The organism is Brevibacterium aurantiacum, from assembly GCF_007558825.1.
In the GTDB taxonomy this organism is placed as follows: Bacteria; Actinomycetota; Actinomycetes; order Actinomycetales; family Brevibacteriaceae; genus Brevibacterium; species Brevibacterium aurantiacum_A.
Window position 1 is genome coordinate 14486 of the sequence record NZ_VLTK01000011.1, and the last position, 13275, is coordinate 27760.

Genomic DNA, 13275 nt, shown 5'->3' on the forward strand with positions numbered 1-13275 from the left:
AGCCTCGAATAAAGGAGACTTGCCCTAGCTCGCATCGCCGACGAAGAGAACCTTGCGAAGCATGCGGACGAGATAGCGCAGCCTGCTACCGCGTACCTTCGCACGATCGGCGCGACGTCCGCCACCATGCGATCCTCCGGCAAGCTCGTGTCCGACTTCCTAGCGTTCCATCGTTGCGGCACTTAGGGTGCATGCGTCCACCTGCATGCAGGGGCTTCGACCGGCGATTATGCACTGGCGGCACTCAAGGATGCCGGCACGGAGCTTGACAAGACTGTCTTGACGACTTGACTCCGGGCCGCCGAATTGTCGGAGCCGTAGCCGCAGCTACGACTACGACGCGGAGTGCCTCCGCGCGATTCTGCCCGAGCTTCAAAACAAGTATTACCCCGGCCTCGGAATTCAACGAGCATGGCCTCACCACCCATCGGAAACGAACGCTCTTCGCGGAAGCTCAAGCCGACCCTATCGGTGCCTGCCTATGCCCTAGAAAGCCTCCGCCGAGCAGGAGCAATCAAGGCCAAAGGCGCGCCAGCGCTGACATTGGCGCAAGTCGATCGGATCGTTGCCATTCTGCGGGTAGCGACCCTGACAAAGGAACGTCATGGTCGAACCGGCCCACCCAAAAAAACACTAACGCCCGCCACGAAATAACGTGACGGGCGCATGTGCGTGAGAAGCTAAAATCAGGACCGCAGCCTAATTCTCAGCGGCCAGATAGCCTCATATTCGAGCAAATCACTTACTACCGGCAAGTTGCCGAAGCACGTACTGCAGGATGCCGCCGTTTCGGTAGTAATCGGCTTCACCCGGGGTGTCGATGCGGACCACTGCATCGAAGTCGATGGTGGTTCCATCGTCCTTCGCGGCCGAGACCTTGACGGTCTTGGGGGTCTTGCCCTCGTTGAGCTCCGTGATGCCGGAGATCGAGAAGGTCTCCGTGCCGTCGAGGCCCAGCGAGTCTGCTGATTCGCCGACGGGGAACTGCAGAGGAACAACGCCCATGCCGATGAGGTTCGAGCGGTGGATGCGCTCGAAGCTCTCGGTGATGACGGCTTCGACGCCGAGCAGCTTCGTGCCCTTGGCAGCCCAGTCACGAGAGGATCCCGAACCGTATTCCTTGCCACCGAGGATGACCAGAGGGGTGCCGGCATTCGCGTAGTTCACGGATGCGTCGAAGATCGAGGTCTGCGGACCGCCCTCCTGAGTGAAGTCGCGGGTGAAGCCACCCTGGACTCCGTCGAGGAGCTGGTTCTGCAGGCGGATGTTCGCGAACGTGCCGCGGATCATCACCTCGTGGTTGCCGCGACGCGAACCGAAGGAGTTGAAGTCCTTGCGCTCGACACCATGCTCGATGAGGTACTTGCCGGCCGGGGTGTCGGCCTTGAAGGAACCTGCGGGCGAGATGTGGTCGGTGGTGACCGAGTCGCCGAGCTTCGCAAGCACGCGTGCACCCTTGATGTCGGAAACGGGTTCAGCTTCCAGACCCATTCCGTCGAAGAAGGTGGGTTTGCGCACGTAGGTCGACTGATCGTCCCACTCGAAGATTGCGCCTTCCGGTGTCTGCAGAGCCTTCCAGCGATCGTCGCCTTCGAAGATTCGGCCGTACTCCTCGTCGAACATATCTGTCGAGATCGACGAGGCGATGACCGACTCAACCTCTTCCGGCGATGGCCAGAGATCCTTGAGGTAGACGTCGACACCTTCCGAGTCCTGGCCCAAAGGCTGGTTGTCGAAGTCGAAGTCCATGGTTCCGGCCAGAGCATAGGCGATGACCAGTGGAGGCGAGGCGAGGTAGTTCATCTTCACATCGGGGCTGATGCGGCCCTCGAAGTTACGGTTGCCGGAGAGAACTGCACTGACTGCCAGGTCGTTGTCCTGGATGCTCTCCGAAATATGGGAATCGAGCGGTCCGGAGTTGCCGATGCAGGTGGTGCAGCCGTAGCCGACGACGAAGAAGTTCAGTGCCTCGAGGTCCTCAATGAGGTTGGCCTTCTTGTAGTACTCGGTGACGACCTTCGAACCAGGAGCGATGGAGGTCTTGACCCATGGCTTGGAGTTGAGTCCGCGTTTGCGAGCATTGCGGGCCAGGAGGCCTGCAGCCAGCATCACCGATGGGTTCGAGGTGTTGGTGCACGAAGTGATCGAAGCGATCGCCACAGCACCGTTGGCCAGTTCGAAGCTGGATCCGTCGCCGGTGGTGACGGGAGCCGACTTGTTCTCTTCGCCGGGCTTCGCGTAGTTGTGGATGTCCTTGGCGAACTGGTTCTTGGCATCCGTGAGTTCGATGCGGTCCTGCGGGCGCTTCGGTCCTGAGATCGAAGGCACGACGGTGGAGAGATCGAGCTCGATGTACTCCGAGTACTCAACTTCCTTGCTGGGGTCGTGCCACAGGCCCTGGGTTTTGGCATAGTCCTCAACCAGCTGGATTTGTTCGGCCGAACGACCGGTGAGCTTCAGGTAGTCGACGGTGACCTCGTCGATCGGGAAGATCGCAGCGGTCGAACCGAATTCGGGGCTCATGTTGCCGATCGTCGCGCGGTTGGCCAGAGGCACCGCGGAGACGCCCTCGCCGTAGAACTCGACGAACTTTCCGACTGCTCCGTGCTGACGCAGCATATCGGTGATCGTGAGCACGACGTCCGTTGCGGTCACACCGGAAGGGATTTCGCCGGTCAGCTTGCAGCCGACGACGCGAGGGATGAGCATCGAGACGGGCTGGCCGAGCATTGCTGCCTCGGCTTCGATTCCGCCGACGCCCCAGCCGAGCACTCCGAGTCCGTTGACCATCGTGGTGTGGGAGTCGGTGCCGACCAGGGTGTCAGGGTAGGCGCGGAGCACACCGTCGACCTCACGCGGCATGACGACGCGTGCGAGGTGCTCGATGTTGACCTGGTGGACGATGCCCATGCCTGGAGGAACGACCTTGAAGTCGTCGAAGGCCGTCTGGCCCCAGCGCAGGAACTGGTAGCGCTCACCGTTGCGCTTGTACTCCATGTCCATGTTGAGCTCGATCGCTTCGGCAGTACCGAAGTTGTCGATCTGAACCGAGTGGTCGATGACCAACTCGGCCGGAGCCAGCGGGTTGACCTGTTCCGGCTTTCCACCGAGTTCGACGACCTTCTCGCGCATTGTCGCGAGGTCGACGATGCAGGGCACGCCGGTGAAGTCCTGCATGACCACACGGGCGGGGGTGAACTGAATTTCCGTAGCCGGCTCAGCACTGGGATCCCAGCTGCCGAGGGCTTCGATATGCTCCGAAGTGATATTCGCACCATCTTCAGTGCGCAGCAGATTCTCCAACAGCACCTTGAGGCTGAATGGAAGCTTCTCTGATCCTGGGACCTGATCCAGGCGATAGATCTCGTAATCCGTTTCGCCTACGGTCAGGGTGCTCTTCGATTTGAACGTATCGACGTTGCTCATCGTGATTCTCCTGTTTCATCCGACACTCATCCAAGAAACCGGGCCAGCCCGTGAGCCGCGCACCGATTTACGCGACACAAATGTTTCCAAAAGTATCTTGACGTCAAGATAAATTCTATCTCATTTGGTCGCCCTTGACCACCTTCGGAGCATGGCCTGTCGGTGAACTGAGAATCGGGTTTTCCCCAAGTCAAAGTCCGGACAACTCCCGCGCGAAGCGGTGCCGCAAGTCCCTAATCTGGAGTCACATCAGCAGCTGCGAACTAGGAGCATTCATGGACCCGTTCACTCTCGGAGCCGGATTCGGATTCGGGGCACTCCTCGTCGGCATCATCTTCGCCGTCATCTGTCGAACCCTGGCCGATGAGAAGGGCCGCTCCTCGGGATGGTGGGGCCTCTGGGGTTTCCTCACCACCTTCATCGCGCTCATCGTCCTCGTCCTCCTCCCCCAGAGGGCGCGAACCTGAGATCCTCAGACGCCGAGGTGGACGCCGGTTGAGATCTCTCCCTCGCCGAGGTGGGCCTCAGTCCCGATGCGGTCACCGCCTGAGGACGGTGACCGATTCCAGGTGGGCCGTGAGTGGGAACAGATCGAAGCCGCGCAGGCTCTCGATTGAAAATCCCCCGTCGACCAGGACCGCCAGATCTCGAGCCAGCGTGGCTGCGTCGCAGGAGACATAGACGATCGTCTTCGCGCTCGACTCGAGCAGAGCTCGGGTGACTGCCTTCCCCGCTCCGGAACGCGGAGGATCGAGAACGATGACGTCAGAGTCAGGAATCGTCACTCGATCGGCCCGGGACGCGTCGAAGGCGGCGTTGAGGCCCTTTGCATTCACCTTCGCATTCTCGATGGCCGACTTCGCACCCTCGACCCCGTAGAGCCTGGCACCGGTGGCATCGGCGGCGCTGATTCCCAACAGCCCCACTCCGCAGAACAGATCTGTGATCATCTGTGTCTTCTCGCTCAGCACCGCATTGACCTGAGCGCTCAACAGCTTGGGAGCCTGTTCGTGGACCTGCCAGAACCCATCAGCCGCGACTCGGTAGTCACGCCCGGCGACCTTTTCGATCAGTTGGTCCTCTCCCCTGACCACGGAGAGCTTCGTGTGGCCGCCCTTGGTGCTGATCCTCTTCCGGCCGCTTCCGTTTCGCGTATCGGCGAGTACTGACCACTGCGCAGGCAGAGCCTGTGCCAGGTCGGTCAGCGCCGATGGATCACAGTCACCGCGTACGATCACGGCGCCGCGATCACCTGACCAGGCGAACTCGAGTCGATCGGCACCCGGCAGTCGCAGGGAAGTCAGGCCAACCTCGGCGATGGCAGATGTCGCCAACGGAGCCGAGACCAGGGGCACGACATCGTGGGATCGTGGAGCCAGCATACCCAGACGACCGTGTCCGTCGACGGCCAGCTGGACCCGGGTTCGCCAGTTCAGTCCGGTCGTCTCCCCCGGTGCGGCCGCGACATCGACGCTGCGGTCGATATGCCCGATGCGCGACAGCTGGTCGCGCAGGGCTTGAGCCTTGAGCTCACGGCTGTGGGCGAGGTCGACATGGGCGAATTCCATCCCACCGAACAGTCTCGGGTTCTGCGCGTCCTCGGCGAGGAACTGCTCGCGACGGTCTCGAACACGATGTTCGGAGACCTCGAGCACCTCGGTGACGTCGGCGCGGAGGAACTTCGCGGCCGATCCGGCCTCGGTGCGAGCACGCACGGTCTCCCCGGGGATGGCTCCGGTGACGAAGACGACCTGCCCTTCGTGGCGCGCAATGCTGCTGCCGCCGGCGGCCGGGCCCTCGATGTGCAGGGTCAGATCCATGGCCGGAATCGCTTCGGCTGAAGGTGCGCTCATCGGTGTTCAAGCCTGTCTGTACAGTGGATTGTCGTTTTCAGGTCCATCGCCGTCGTACTGCCGGGAGAAGGAACGCAACCGCCAGGGCACGGAGACCACGACGACGTTGGGGACCAGCAGGAGACGAGTGCGCAGCTTCAAGGCTACTTGGTTGTGCAGGATGTGTTCCCACCATCGTCCCACGATGAACTGCGGAATATAGACGATGACGAGGTCACGCGGTGATCGGCGGCGGATCGCGAGCACATGCGCCAACAGCGGCCTGAGGAGCTCCCGGTAGGGAGAGTCGAGGACCGTCAGCGGCACGGGCAGCGCCATCTCGTTCCACTGACGCTGCAGAGCTGCGGCAGAGTCTTCATCGACTGCGACGGTGATCGCCTCGAGTTGACTCGAGCGTGTCACCCGCGCATAGGACAGGGCACGCAGCGTCGGTTTGTTGATCTCATTGACGACGACGATCGCGTGGGTGTTCGACGGGATTGTGCGGGAGCCGCCGTCGGCCTCTGGAGCCAGTTCCCGTGCAACGCGTGAGTAGTGACGATGGATTGCGCCCATGACCAGGAACAGTCCGGCCATGGCCGCGACTGCAAGCCAGGCACCGGCGAGGAATTTGGAGACGATGACCACGAGCAGCACACCAGAGGCGATGATGCAGCCGGCCCCGTTGACGAGTCGGTTGAGGTGCATCCTCACTCGCGCCTTCGAGTCGATGACCAGTCGCAGGCGCTTGTTCCAGTGCAGGACCATGCCGGCTTGCCCGACGACGAAGCTGGCGAAGACTCCGACGAGATAGAGCTGAATCAGCGTCGTCGCCGAGGCCTGCGTCGCAATGACGAGCAGGATAGCGGCGAAGGCCAAGAGCAGGATTCCGTTCGAGAACGTCAGCCGATCGCCCTTCGTCGCTAGCTGTCTGGGCAGGAATCCGTCGCGTGCCAGTCGAGAGGCGAGGCCGGGGAATCCTTCGACCGCGGTGTTCGCGGCCACGATGAGAACGAGCGCTGCGACAAGCACAACGAGGTAGAACATCACGGGTGCATTGTCGAAGATGGCATGGGCCAGCTGCGCGAGCACCGGTTCCTGTTCGTATTCGGCACTGACCGCACTGCCGTCTGGTCGCATCAGGTAGAGGTGCGGATCGTCGACGTATTTGACCCCGGTCACCGACGCCAGATAGGTCAGACCGGTCAGCATCAGGGCCGCCAGCAGGCCGGAGAGCAGCAGGGTGTTGCCGGCGTTCTTGCCGCGCGGCTTCTTGAATGCGGGCACCGCTGTGGCCACCGTCTGCACACCGGCCAATGCCACTGAGCCCGAGGAGAAGGCGCGCAGGACGATGAGGACCGTCGCCAGCCCGAGGGTGGCTTCGTCGTTGACTCCGGTGTGGACAACGGTGTAGTCGGCCGTCTCCGCCTGCGGGAGGTCTCCGGCGCCGACCCGCAGCAGGCCCACGCACATGGTGAGGAATACAGCACCGAGGAACAGGTAGGTCGGTACGGCAAGCAGCACCGGTGTGGCGCGTGAACCACGCAGCCCGGCCAGGGTGATGAGCAGAATCCCGATGATCGCCACTGCGACACGATATGGCGCCAGAAGTGGGAAGGCCGTAGTGATGTAGGCGGCGAAGACCGTCATCGACACGGCCAAGGTCAGCACATAGTCAACCAGCAGGGCCGCGGCGACGACCAGGCCGGCACGTGGCCCGAGGTTCTTCGACGCGACCTCGTAGTCGCCGCCACCCGACGGGTAGGCCTTGACGTTGATGCGGTAGCAGGCGACGATGACCAAGATCACCGCGCCGACGGCTACACCGATCCAGGGCGCCACAGTCAGAGCGACAAGAGATGTCAGGGACAGCGCCAGTAAGATCTCGTCGGGGGCATAGGCCACGGACGAGAGCATGTCGGAAGCGAAGACAGGCATTGCGATGCGCTTCTTCAGCGCAGGCGCACGCCTGTCCTCACTGCGGAAGGGCCGTCCAACGAGTAGTCTTTTGACGGCATCAGAAAAACTGCTGGCCACGGGCACTAATGGTAGATCAATGCGGAGAGGATTACCCATGCACTTCGTGATTATGGGCTGCGGCCGAGTCGGAGCGTCCTTGGCCAAAGCCCTCGACGCCAATGGGCACTCGGTGGCTGTAGTCGATCGCAACCCCGATGCGTTCCTCAAGCTCGGCAGGGAATTCAGCGGTTCCACCATCACCGGCATCGGGTTCGATCGTGAGACCCTTTCCCAGGCGAAGACTGCAGACGCCTACGCCTTCGCTGCCGTGTCCAGCGGAGACAATTCCAATATCCTTGCCGCGCGTGTCGCCCGGGAGACCTTCGGCGTGGTCAACGTCGCGGCCAGAATCTACGACCCCAACCGTGCCCAGGTGTTCGAACGACTGGGCATTCCGACCGTTCCCACGGTGAGGTGGACGGCCGACCAGGTGATGCGCAAGCTCGTTCCGCAGGGATCCATCACCGAATTCCGCGAGCCTTCAGGCAGACTCGTACTCGCCGAAGTCCATCTCGATCCCGGCTGGGTGGCCAGGCCGATCAAGGAGATCGAGACCAGGACCAAGGCACGGGTCGCCTACGTCACCCGCCTGTCCGAGGGCATCCTCGCTCACGAGGATCTGCTCCTCCAGGACGGGGACCTGGTCCATTTGATGTGCCCGGTGGACCGCCTCGGCGAGATCGAGAAGATCCTGGACCAGCCGGTGCGAACAATGGAGGAAGAATGAGAGTCGTCATCGCAGGGGCCGGTTCCGTCGGTCGTTCAGTGGCTCGGGAGCTCATCGACAAGGAGCACGCCGTTCTGCTCATCGACCAGAGTAAGGAGGCTCTGGGCCATGAGCGCATACCGGGAGCCGAATGGCTGCTCTCGGATGCGTGCGAGCTGGCGGGATTGGGTGAGGCCAAACTTGAGGAGGCCGATGTCGTCGTGGCCGCGACCGGTGACGACAAGACCAATCTCGTTCTGTCCCTGCTGGCGAAGACGGAGTTCGGTGTGCCTCGCACCGTTTCGCGGGTGAACAACCCGAAGAACGAGTGGCTCTTCGACGAGAACTGGGGCGTCGACGTGGCAGTGTCGACACCACGACTGATGACCGCACTTGTCGAGGAGGCTGTCGAGGTCGGCGGCCTGGTGCATCTGATGAGCTTCGAACGCGGTCAGGCTGGTCTGATGGAGTTCACCGTTCATGAGTCGTCCGCGCTCGTCGCGTCACGGATCGGCGAAATCGCCTTCCCGCTGGACACGGTGCTCGTCGCGGTCATCCGCAACTCGCGGGCATTCGCGCCCAGCGCCGATGACGTGATCGAGGCCGGAGACGAGCTGTTCTTCCTCTCCTCACCGGATCAGGAAGGCGCGCTGCTCGAACTGCTGCAGGCTCCCGCTCGTTGAGCTCACTCGTGGTCGTCGCGGGTCACTCGAGGCCGGCTCAGTTCACTCGTGGTCGTCGCCGGTCTGAATCAGCTCGTAGACCGGGTTGTGGGACTTCAGCGCTCCGTCATGAGCACAGAAGCGTCCTTCGAGGACGATCAGTGCTCCTGGCCTGATGCCTCTGATCTCGCGGCGGCCCAGGAACTGTGCGTGGACCTCCCCGGTCCCATCGGCAACCGTGATGTGCAGACGGGGGCTGTCGCCGCTGCATGACTGGGTCACTGCGCTGACGACACCGGCGGTCCTCGACATCTTCCGAGGGGTCAGATCCTGCACGCTGATGACGCCGGGAATCTGGGATACCAGTCTCAGATCGGCCCGCGCCTCGGCGTCCCTGGAACCGAAGTCACGCACAAGGCGTGTGATGAGATCCAGCATGGAACTCAGCGGACCTCGGTGATTTCCGGACCGCGTTCGAACGGGTTGAGCTCGTCCTTGTCCTCGTCCGTGGTCTCAGAATCTCCGTCGACCTGTGGCGCGGTGAGCACGATGAGCTCACGCGGAGCCATCGCCTCGTGTCCTCTGTCGACGACGACGCCGCGGAAGAGTGCGCTGAGTTCGGACCGGATCTCTTCGTCGGTGACGGCCTTGCCGGAGAACACCGCGCGAACGAACCAGCGTGGACCGTCGACTCCTGCGAAGCGCATGGCACGCTTCCCCGGGCGGCCGTCCTCGGTCTTGGCAGGAACTTCGACAGCAAGCTCCCTGCCCAGCGAGGTGTGCAGCTCCGAGGCTTCGCCGCCCTGCGAAGTCACTCCGGTCGCCAACTGTTTGCGAACGGTATTCCACAGTCCTTCCGAGCGTGGGGTCGCGAAGGCCTGCAGCTGGATTCCCCCGCCTTCATGGATGAGTGTCACTGCCAGCACTCGCTGGGAATCGTCGTCGGTATCCAAGCGCACCTGCATGCCATCGACGACCGGCACCTTGAGAGCACCCAGATCGAGCCGGTTGAGCTCAGGGAATTCCTCCGCCGCGTCGAACGGGCCCTTCTCGGAACGGTCGAAGGGAGCGGACTTCTCGAGCAGGGCCTCCTCGTCAAGTTCGTCGACGTCTTCGTCATCTGGCGGGCCATCAGAGTCGTCGTCAGCAGTCGAGCCTTCAGGCATGCTCGAATCGGACTCGTCCGAATCGCCTTCGGTTGAGTCCTCGGCATCGGTGTCATCTGTCACAACGTCGTCGACGTCATGTTCCTCATCGACGGTGTCGTCGATCTTCTCAGCGGAGGATTTCTTGGAGAATCGGGAGAACAGTCCCATGGTCGTTCACACCTCTTTCTCGGTCAGACCTGATTGCACTCCACCTGTGGAGCCGAAGCCCCCTGCCCCGCGATCGCTGTCGTCCAACGATTCGACCAGAGTGAAGTCTGCTTGTTTGATTTCTTGGATGACGAGCTGGGCGATGCGGTCTCCGCGCGAGATGCGCAGAGGCGTCCGCGCATCGAGGTTGATCAGCGGCACCTTGATCTCACCCCGATAGCCGGCGTCGATCGTGCCGGGAGCATTGATGACGGTGACTCCGTGTTTGCTCGAGAGTCCCGATCGCGGATGGACGAATCCTGCGCAGCCGACCGGCAGGGCAATCGCGATCCCGGTGGGTACGACCTTCCGTTCGAACGGTTCGAGGACGAAGTCGATCGCCGAGCACAGGTCGGCGCCCGCATCGGTCGCGTGCGCGTAGGAGGGAGGAGTCATACCTGCATCAAGCAGTTTGAGGTCAATCTTCAGGATTTCTGCCACAAAGATGCACTCTAACGCCGAAGCCTGAGCGCTTCCAAAAAGTCCGTTATGGGAGAATGGCCTCATGGCAACGACTCAACCCGAAACACGCGTGGTCTACACGGAGAAACTCGGCCCCTCCATCGGCATGTGGATTCTCATTGTGATCGCGGCGGCTTCGACCGCCCTTATGGTCCTCCCTGTGTGGACGGCCGGCACCATCATCCTTCCGGTGGTCAGCTTCGTCCTGTTGGCGTGGTGGCTGCGTTCGCTCGGAATCTCAATCATCGTCACCGAACGACAGCTCTTCGTCGGTGATGCGCATATCGATCGCCGATACATCACCGATGCCACCGGCTACGACGACGAAGATGCACGGACTGCCCGAGGGACTGGTCTCGACGCTCGGGCGTTCCTCATGCTGCGTCCCTGGGCTAAGTCTGCTGTGCGGATCGACATCCACGATGAGAGCGACCCGACCCCCTACTGGCTGGTTTCGAGCAAACGTCCGCTAGAGCTCGCCGCGGCTCTCAAACCCTGACATTCGCGCCAGCCCTCACACTCACGCGTTATGCAATTTTCTCGACAGAGGAGCTCACGCAACTAAGGAGCTGACGCACCGGGACTGAAACGAGCCGAGACACAGAAACGCGCCCCGACAAGGGCGCGTTCTTGTATCGTTCGGCAGTCGCTTCAGCCAGCACAGTCCGTGCAGATCGGGACTCCACCCTCTTCGCTCGCCAGCTGCGAACGATGGCGAACCAGGAAGCATTCCATGCAGGTGAACTCGTCATTCTGCTTGGGCAGCACTCGAACGGAGAGCTCTTCGTTCGACAGGTCTGCGCCGGGCAGTTCGAACCCTTCGGCAACTGCTGTCTCATCTTCGTCAATCTTGCTTGCCTGCGCCTGCGAGCGTGAAGCCTTCAGCTGTTCAATCGAATCGCTTTTGATTTCATCGTCTTGCTTACGAGGTGCGTCGTAATCCGTTGCCATATGGCTCATCGCTCTCTGTCGGGTGTGCTGAAGAGGGTTTTCAACCCCTCTCGCCAAACGTGTCCCCAGCATTGTGCACTGTATGCTTGCGGTTGGCAAGATCAGATCGTCCATGTTCACAGTGATTCTCGTCACTGATGAGTCGCTTCGTGACGGTTCGCACATACGACTCTCGAAAAGCTCTGCGAGAATACATAAGTCGAATAGCGCCGATAGCATTTTTTCGGCGAATGAAACTGGGTTCGTCCCATGCGTGGGAGACGGCCCGAGGAAGGACGGATACACGATGAGTGAATTCGCAAATCAACTCGATACCAGGATCGACGATGTCCGTCATCGCATTCATGAAGCCCGGTCTGCGGGGGACGACTACCTCGTCGAGACCCTTATCGACGACCTGCAGAATCTCTTGGAGCTGGCCGATCGCAACGATGTCGACACCGGTCCGATCGCGGCGGTCATCACAGCAGAGACCGGTGCGATACCGGTCGTTCCCGCACCTGAAGAGTCCTGACTCCTCGGGACGACCGACACCGAGAATCCCTCCCCTGCGCAACTGGCAGAGGAGGGATTTCTGTTGTCTGAAGAGCGCTCTGGTTCCCGAAGAGCGCTCGGGATACTTGAGCTCAGGCTGGCCAGTTGGGCTCGGTAGCCCGTTCGATGCGTCCGCGGCAGCATTCGATGCTGCACGCACCGCTGCGGGGGACCAGCGCCGTGGAGCCGGTGATAGTCGGCGAAGCCGTCTGTTCGCCGCGCAGCTGTGCGATTCTCTCCTCGACCAGATCGACGAGCCCCGAAACGAACAGTGGGTGCGTCCCGACTGTCGCTGAACGGGTGAAGGCGAAGCCGAGTTCGGCCGCCGTCTCCCTTGCTTCGGTGTCGAGGTCGAAGGCGACCTCCATGTGATCGGAGATGAACCCGATCGGCACGAGAATGACTCCGGTGACGCCGTCTGCGGCGAGTTCCGTCATTCGATCGTTGACATCAGGTTCGAGCCATGGAACCTCTGGAGACCCCGAGCGGGAGCAGTACACCAGCTCTGCCGGAAGCGCTTCGGCCGCAGGCAGCCCATCCACGAGGTGGGCAATGAGCTCTTCGTGCTGTGCGCGATAGCCGCTGGTCGCCACGGCCGAAGCGTCCTGCATGACGTTGGGGATCGAATGTGTGACGAAGAGAATCCGATGCTTCGACGCGTCAAGGGCACCGACCTGCTTCGTGAAGTCGGCAATGCCCTCTCTCAGGAGGATTGCACACGCCTCCGCGTAGCCGGGGTGGTTGTAGAACTGCCGGATCTTATCGATCGTGACGTTCGCACCCTCCGCCGACAACTCCTCGATCGTCTTGGCGAAGTCCTCACGGTATTGACGGCAAGAGGAATACGACGAGTACGCCGAGGTGTCGATGGACAGGAATCGAGTTCGCCCAGCCTGCGCCTCGGCGCGCACCTCGTCGGTCAGGTACGGTTCCCAATTGCGGTTGCCCCAGATGAGAGGAATGCCGATGCCTCGACGCTCGAGCTCCTCGCGCAGAGCTTGCAGAAGTGCTTTGTTCTGATCATTGATGGGCGACTTTCCACCGAAACCGTAATAGTGCTCACCGACTTCTTCGAGTCGCTCCTCCGGTATTCCACGACCGGCGGTGACGTTTTTGAGGAACGGGACGACTTCTTCTGGCGCCTCCGGTCCCCCGAATGACATGAGGACGAGAGTGTCAATGGGTTCAGTGTTGTTCACAGTCACCGATTTTACAGCCTGTAGAGTCTCCGCGCCCGCTGTCCGCACAGTGAGTCAATTCCACTCAGCGTTCAGACTGACTGCCGCCGTCCAGTCCAGGTGCCCACCGAACCGACCCCACCGCTGACC

13 protein-coding genes are annotated in these 13275 nt (G+C 61.6%); 5 read left to right on the forward strand and 8 right to left on the reverse strand.

The window, feature by feature from the left end; translation table 11 throughout:
* Window positions 1-738: 738 nt before the first annotated feature.
* The gene (gene acnA, locus FO013_RS16970; RefSeq protein WP_143923747.1) at window positions 739-3426 is read right to left on the reverse strand and encodes an aconitate hydratase AcnA; all 2688 of its coding nucleotides are present in this window, start codon (window positions 3424-3426) and stop codon (window positions 739-741) included.
* Window positions 3427-3701: 275 nt separating this feature from the next.
* Here acnA and FO013_RS16975 point away from each other — a divergent pair, with 275 nt between their 5' ends.
* Window positions 3702-3893 carry a hypothetical protein gene (locus FO013_RS16975; RefSeq protein WP_143923748.1) on the forward strand — a complete coding sequence of 64 codons (192 nt, stop codon included), beginning with the start codon at window positions 3702-3704 and terminating at the stop codon, window positions 3891-3893.
* A 72-nt stretch (window positions 3894-3965) separates the two neighbouring features.
* On the opposite strand, the gene FO013_RS16980 is transcribed toward FO013_RS16975, so the two are convergent.
* A complete protein-coding gene (locus FO013_RS16980) occupies window positions 3966-5279 on the reverse strand; it encodes a class I SAM-dependent RNA methyltransferase (protein WP_260848227.1) in 1314 nt (437 codons plus the stop codon).
* 6 nt (window positions 5280-5285) lie between these two features.
* On the reverse strand, window positions 5286-7196 hold the full coding sequence (locus FO013_RS16985; protein ID WP_143923749.1) for an APC family permease: 1911 nt from the start codon (window positions 7194-7196) through the stop codon (window positions 5286-5288).
* A 136-nt stretch (window positions 7197-7332) separates the two neighbouring features.
* On the opposite strand from FO013_RS16985, the gene FO013_RS16990 reads away from it, so the two are divergent.
* Together FO013_RS16990 and FO013_RS16995 are read left to right on the forward strand one after the other, a co-directional pair.
* Window positions 7333-8004 carry a potassium channel family protein gene (locus FO013_RS16990; RefSeq protein WP_143923750.1) on the forward strand — a complete coding sequence of 224 codons (672 nt, stop codon included), beginning with the start codon at window positions 7333-7335 and terminating at the stop codon, window positions 8002-8004.
* The gene (locus tag FO013_RS16995; RefSeq protein WP_143923751.1) at window positions 8001-8666 is read left to right on the forward strand and encodes a potassium channel family protein; all 666 of its coding nucleotides are present in this window, start codon (window positions 8001-8003) and stop codon (window positions 8664-8666) included. Before FO013_RS16990 ends, FO013_RS16995 begins: the two co-directional genes overlap by 4 nt.
* Before the next feature lie 42 nt (window positions 8667-8708).
* Here the strand turns inward: FO013_RS16995 and FO013_RS17000 are convergent, their stop codons facing one another.
* From FO013_RS17000 to dut, 3 genes are read right to left on the reverse strand one after another with little or no spacing between them, the layout of a single operon-like run.
* Entirely contained in the window at window positions 8709-9083 is a 375-nt protein-coding gene (locus FO013_RS17000) for an OB-fold nucleic acid binding domain-containing protein (protein WP_143923752.1), read from the reverse strand.
* Between the two features lie 5 nt (window positions 9084-9088).
* Window positions 9089-9961 carry a DUF3710 domain-containing protein gene (locus tag FO013_RS17005; RefSeq protein ID WP_143923753.1) on the reverse strand — a complete coding sequence of 291 codons (873 nt, stop codon included), beginning with the start codon at window positions 9959-9961 and terminating at the stop codon, window positions 9089-9091.
* A 6-nt stretch (window positions 9962-9967) separates the two neighbouring features.
* Entirely contained in the window at window positions 9968-10441 is a 474-nt protein-coding gene (gene dut / locus FO013_RS17010) for a dUTP diphosphatase (protein ID WP_186293177.1), read from the reverse strand.
* 64 nt (window positions 10442-10505) lie between these two features.
* Between dut and FO013_RS17015 the strand changes: the two genes are divergently transcribed.
* Window positions 10506-10961 carry a DUF3093 domain-containing protein gene (locus FO013_RS17015; RefSeq protein WP_143923754.1) on the forward strand — a complete coding sequence of 152 codons (456 nt, stop codon included), beginning with the start codon at window positions 10506-10508 and terminating at the stop codon, window positions 10959-10961.
* Window positions 10962-11113: 152 nt separating this feature from the next.
* Here FO013_RS17015 and FO013_RS17020 read toward each other — a convergent pair whose 3' ends face one another.
* On the reverse strand, window positions 11114-11413 hold the full coding sequence (locus FO013_RS17020) for a DUF4193 domain-containing protein (RefSeq protein ID WP_092107696.1): 300 nt from the start codon (window positions 11411-11413) through the stop codon (window positions 11114-11116).
* A 286-nt stretch (window positions 11414-11699) separates the two neighbouring features.
* On the opposite strand from FO013_RS17020, the gene FO013_RS17025 reads away from it, so the two are divergent.
* Window positions 11700-11927: a hypothetical protein gene (locus FO013_RS17025; protein WP_143923755.1), complete on the forward strand. Its 228-nt coding sequence runs from the start codon at window positions 11700-11702 to the stop codon at window positions 11925-11927.
* 112 nt (window positions 11928-12039) lie between these two features.
* Here FO013_RS17025 and FO013_RS17030 read toward each other — a convergent pair whose 3' ends face one another.
* Entirely contained in the window at window positions 12040-13146 is a 1107-nt protein-coding gene (locus FO013_RS17030) for a ferrochelatase (protein ID WP_143923756.1), read from the reverse strand.
* Between the last annotated feature and the right edge of the window lie 129 nt (window positions 13147-13275).

Excerpts from the sequence above, each read along its gene's own strand:
- FO013_RS16985 (WP_143923749.1), bottom strand. The coding sequence starts at position 7,196 with ATGCCTGTCTTCGCTTCCGACATGCTCTCGTCCGTGGCCTATGCCCCC.
- FO013_RS17020 (WP_092107696.1), bottom strand. The coding sequence starts at position 11,413 with ATGGCAACGGATTACGACGCACCTCGTAAGCAAGACGATGAAATCAAA.
- FO013_RS17015 (WP_143923754.1), top strand. The coding sequence starts at position 10,506 with ATGGCAACGACTCAACCCGAAACACGCGTGGTCTACACGGAGAAACTC.
- FO013_RS17005 (WP_143923753.1), bottom strand. The coding sequence starts at position 9,961 with ATGGGACTGTTCTCCCGATTCTCCAAGAAATCCTCCGCTGAGAAGATC.
- FO013_RS16995 (WP_143923751.1), top strand. The coding sequence starts at position 8,001 with ATGAGAGTCGTCATCGCAGGGGCCGGTTCCGTCGGTCGTTCAGTGGCT.
- FO013_RS17025 (WP_143923755.1), top strand. The coding sequence starts at position 11,700 with ATGAGTGAATTCGCAAATCAACTCGATACCAGGATCGACGATGTCCGT.
- FO013_RS16975 (WP_143923748.1), top strand. The coding sequence starts at position 3,702 with ATGGACCCGTTCACTCTCGGAGCCGGATTCGGATTCGGGGCACTCCTC.
- FO013_RS17000 (WP_143923752.1), bottom strand. The coding sequence starts at position 9,083 with ATGCTGGATCTCATCACACGCCTTGTGCGTGACTTCGGTTCCAGGGAC.
- FO013_RS16980 (WP_260848227.1), bottom strand. The coding sequence starts at position 5,279 with ATGAGCGCACCTTCAGCCGAAGCGATTCCGGCCATGGATCTGACCCTG.
- FO013_RS16990 (WP_143923750.1), top strand. The coding sequence starts at position 7,333 with ATGCACTTCGTGATTATGGGCTGCGGCCGAGTCGGAGCGTCCTTGGCC.
- acnA (WP_143923747.1), bottom strand. The coding sequence starts at position 3,426 with ATGAGCAACGTCGATACGTTCAAATCGAAGAGCACCCTGACCGTAGGC.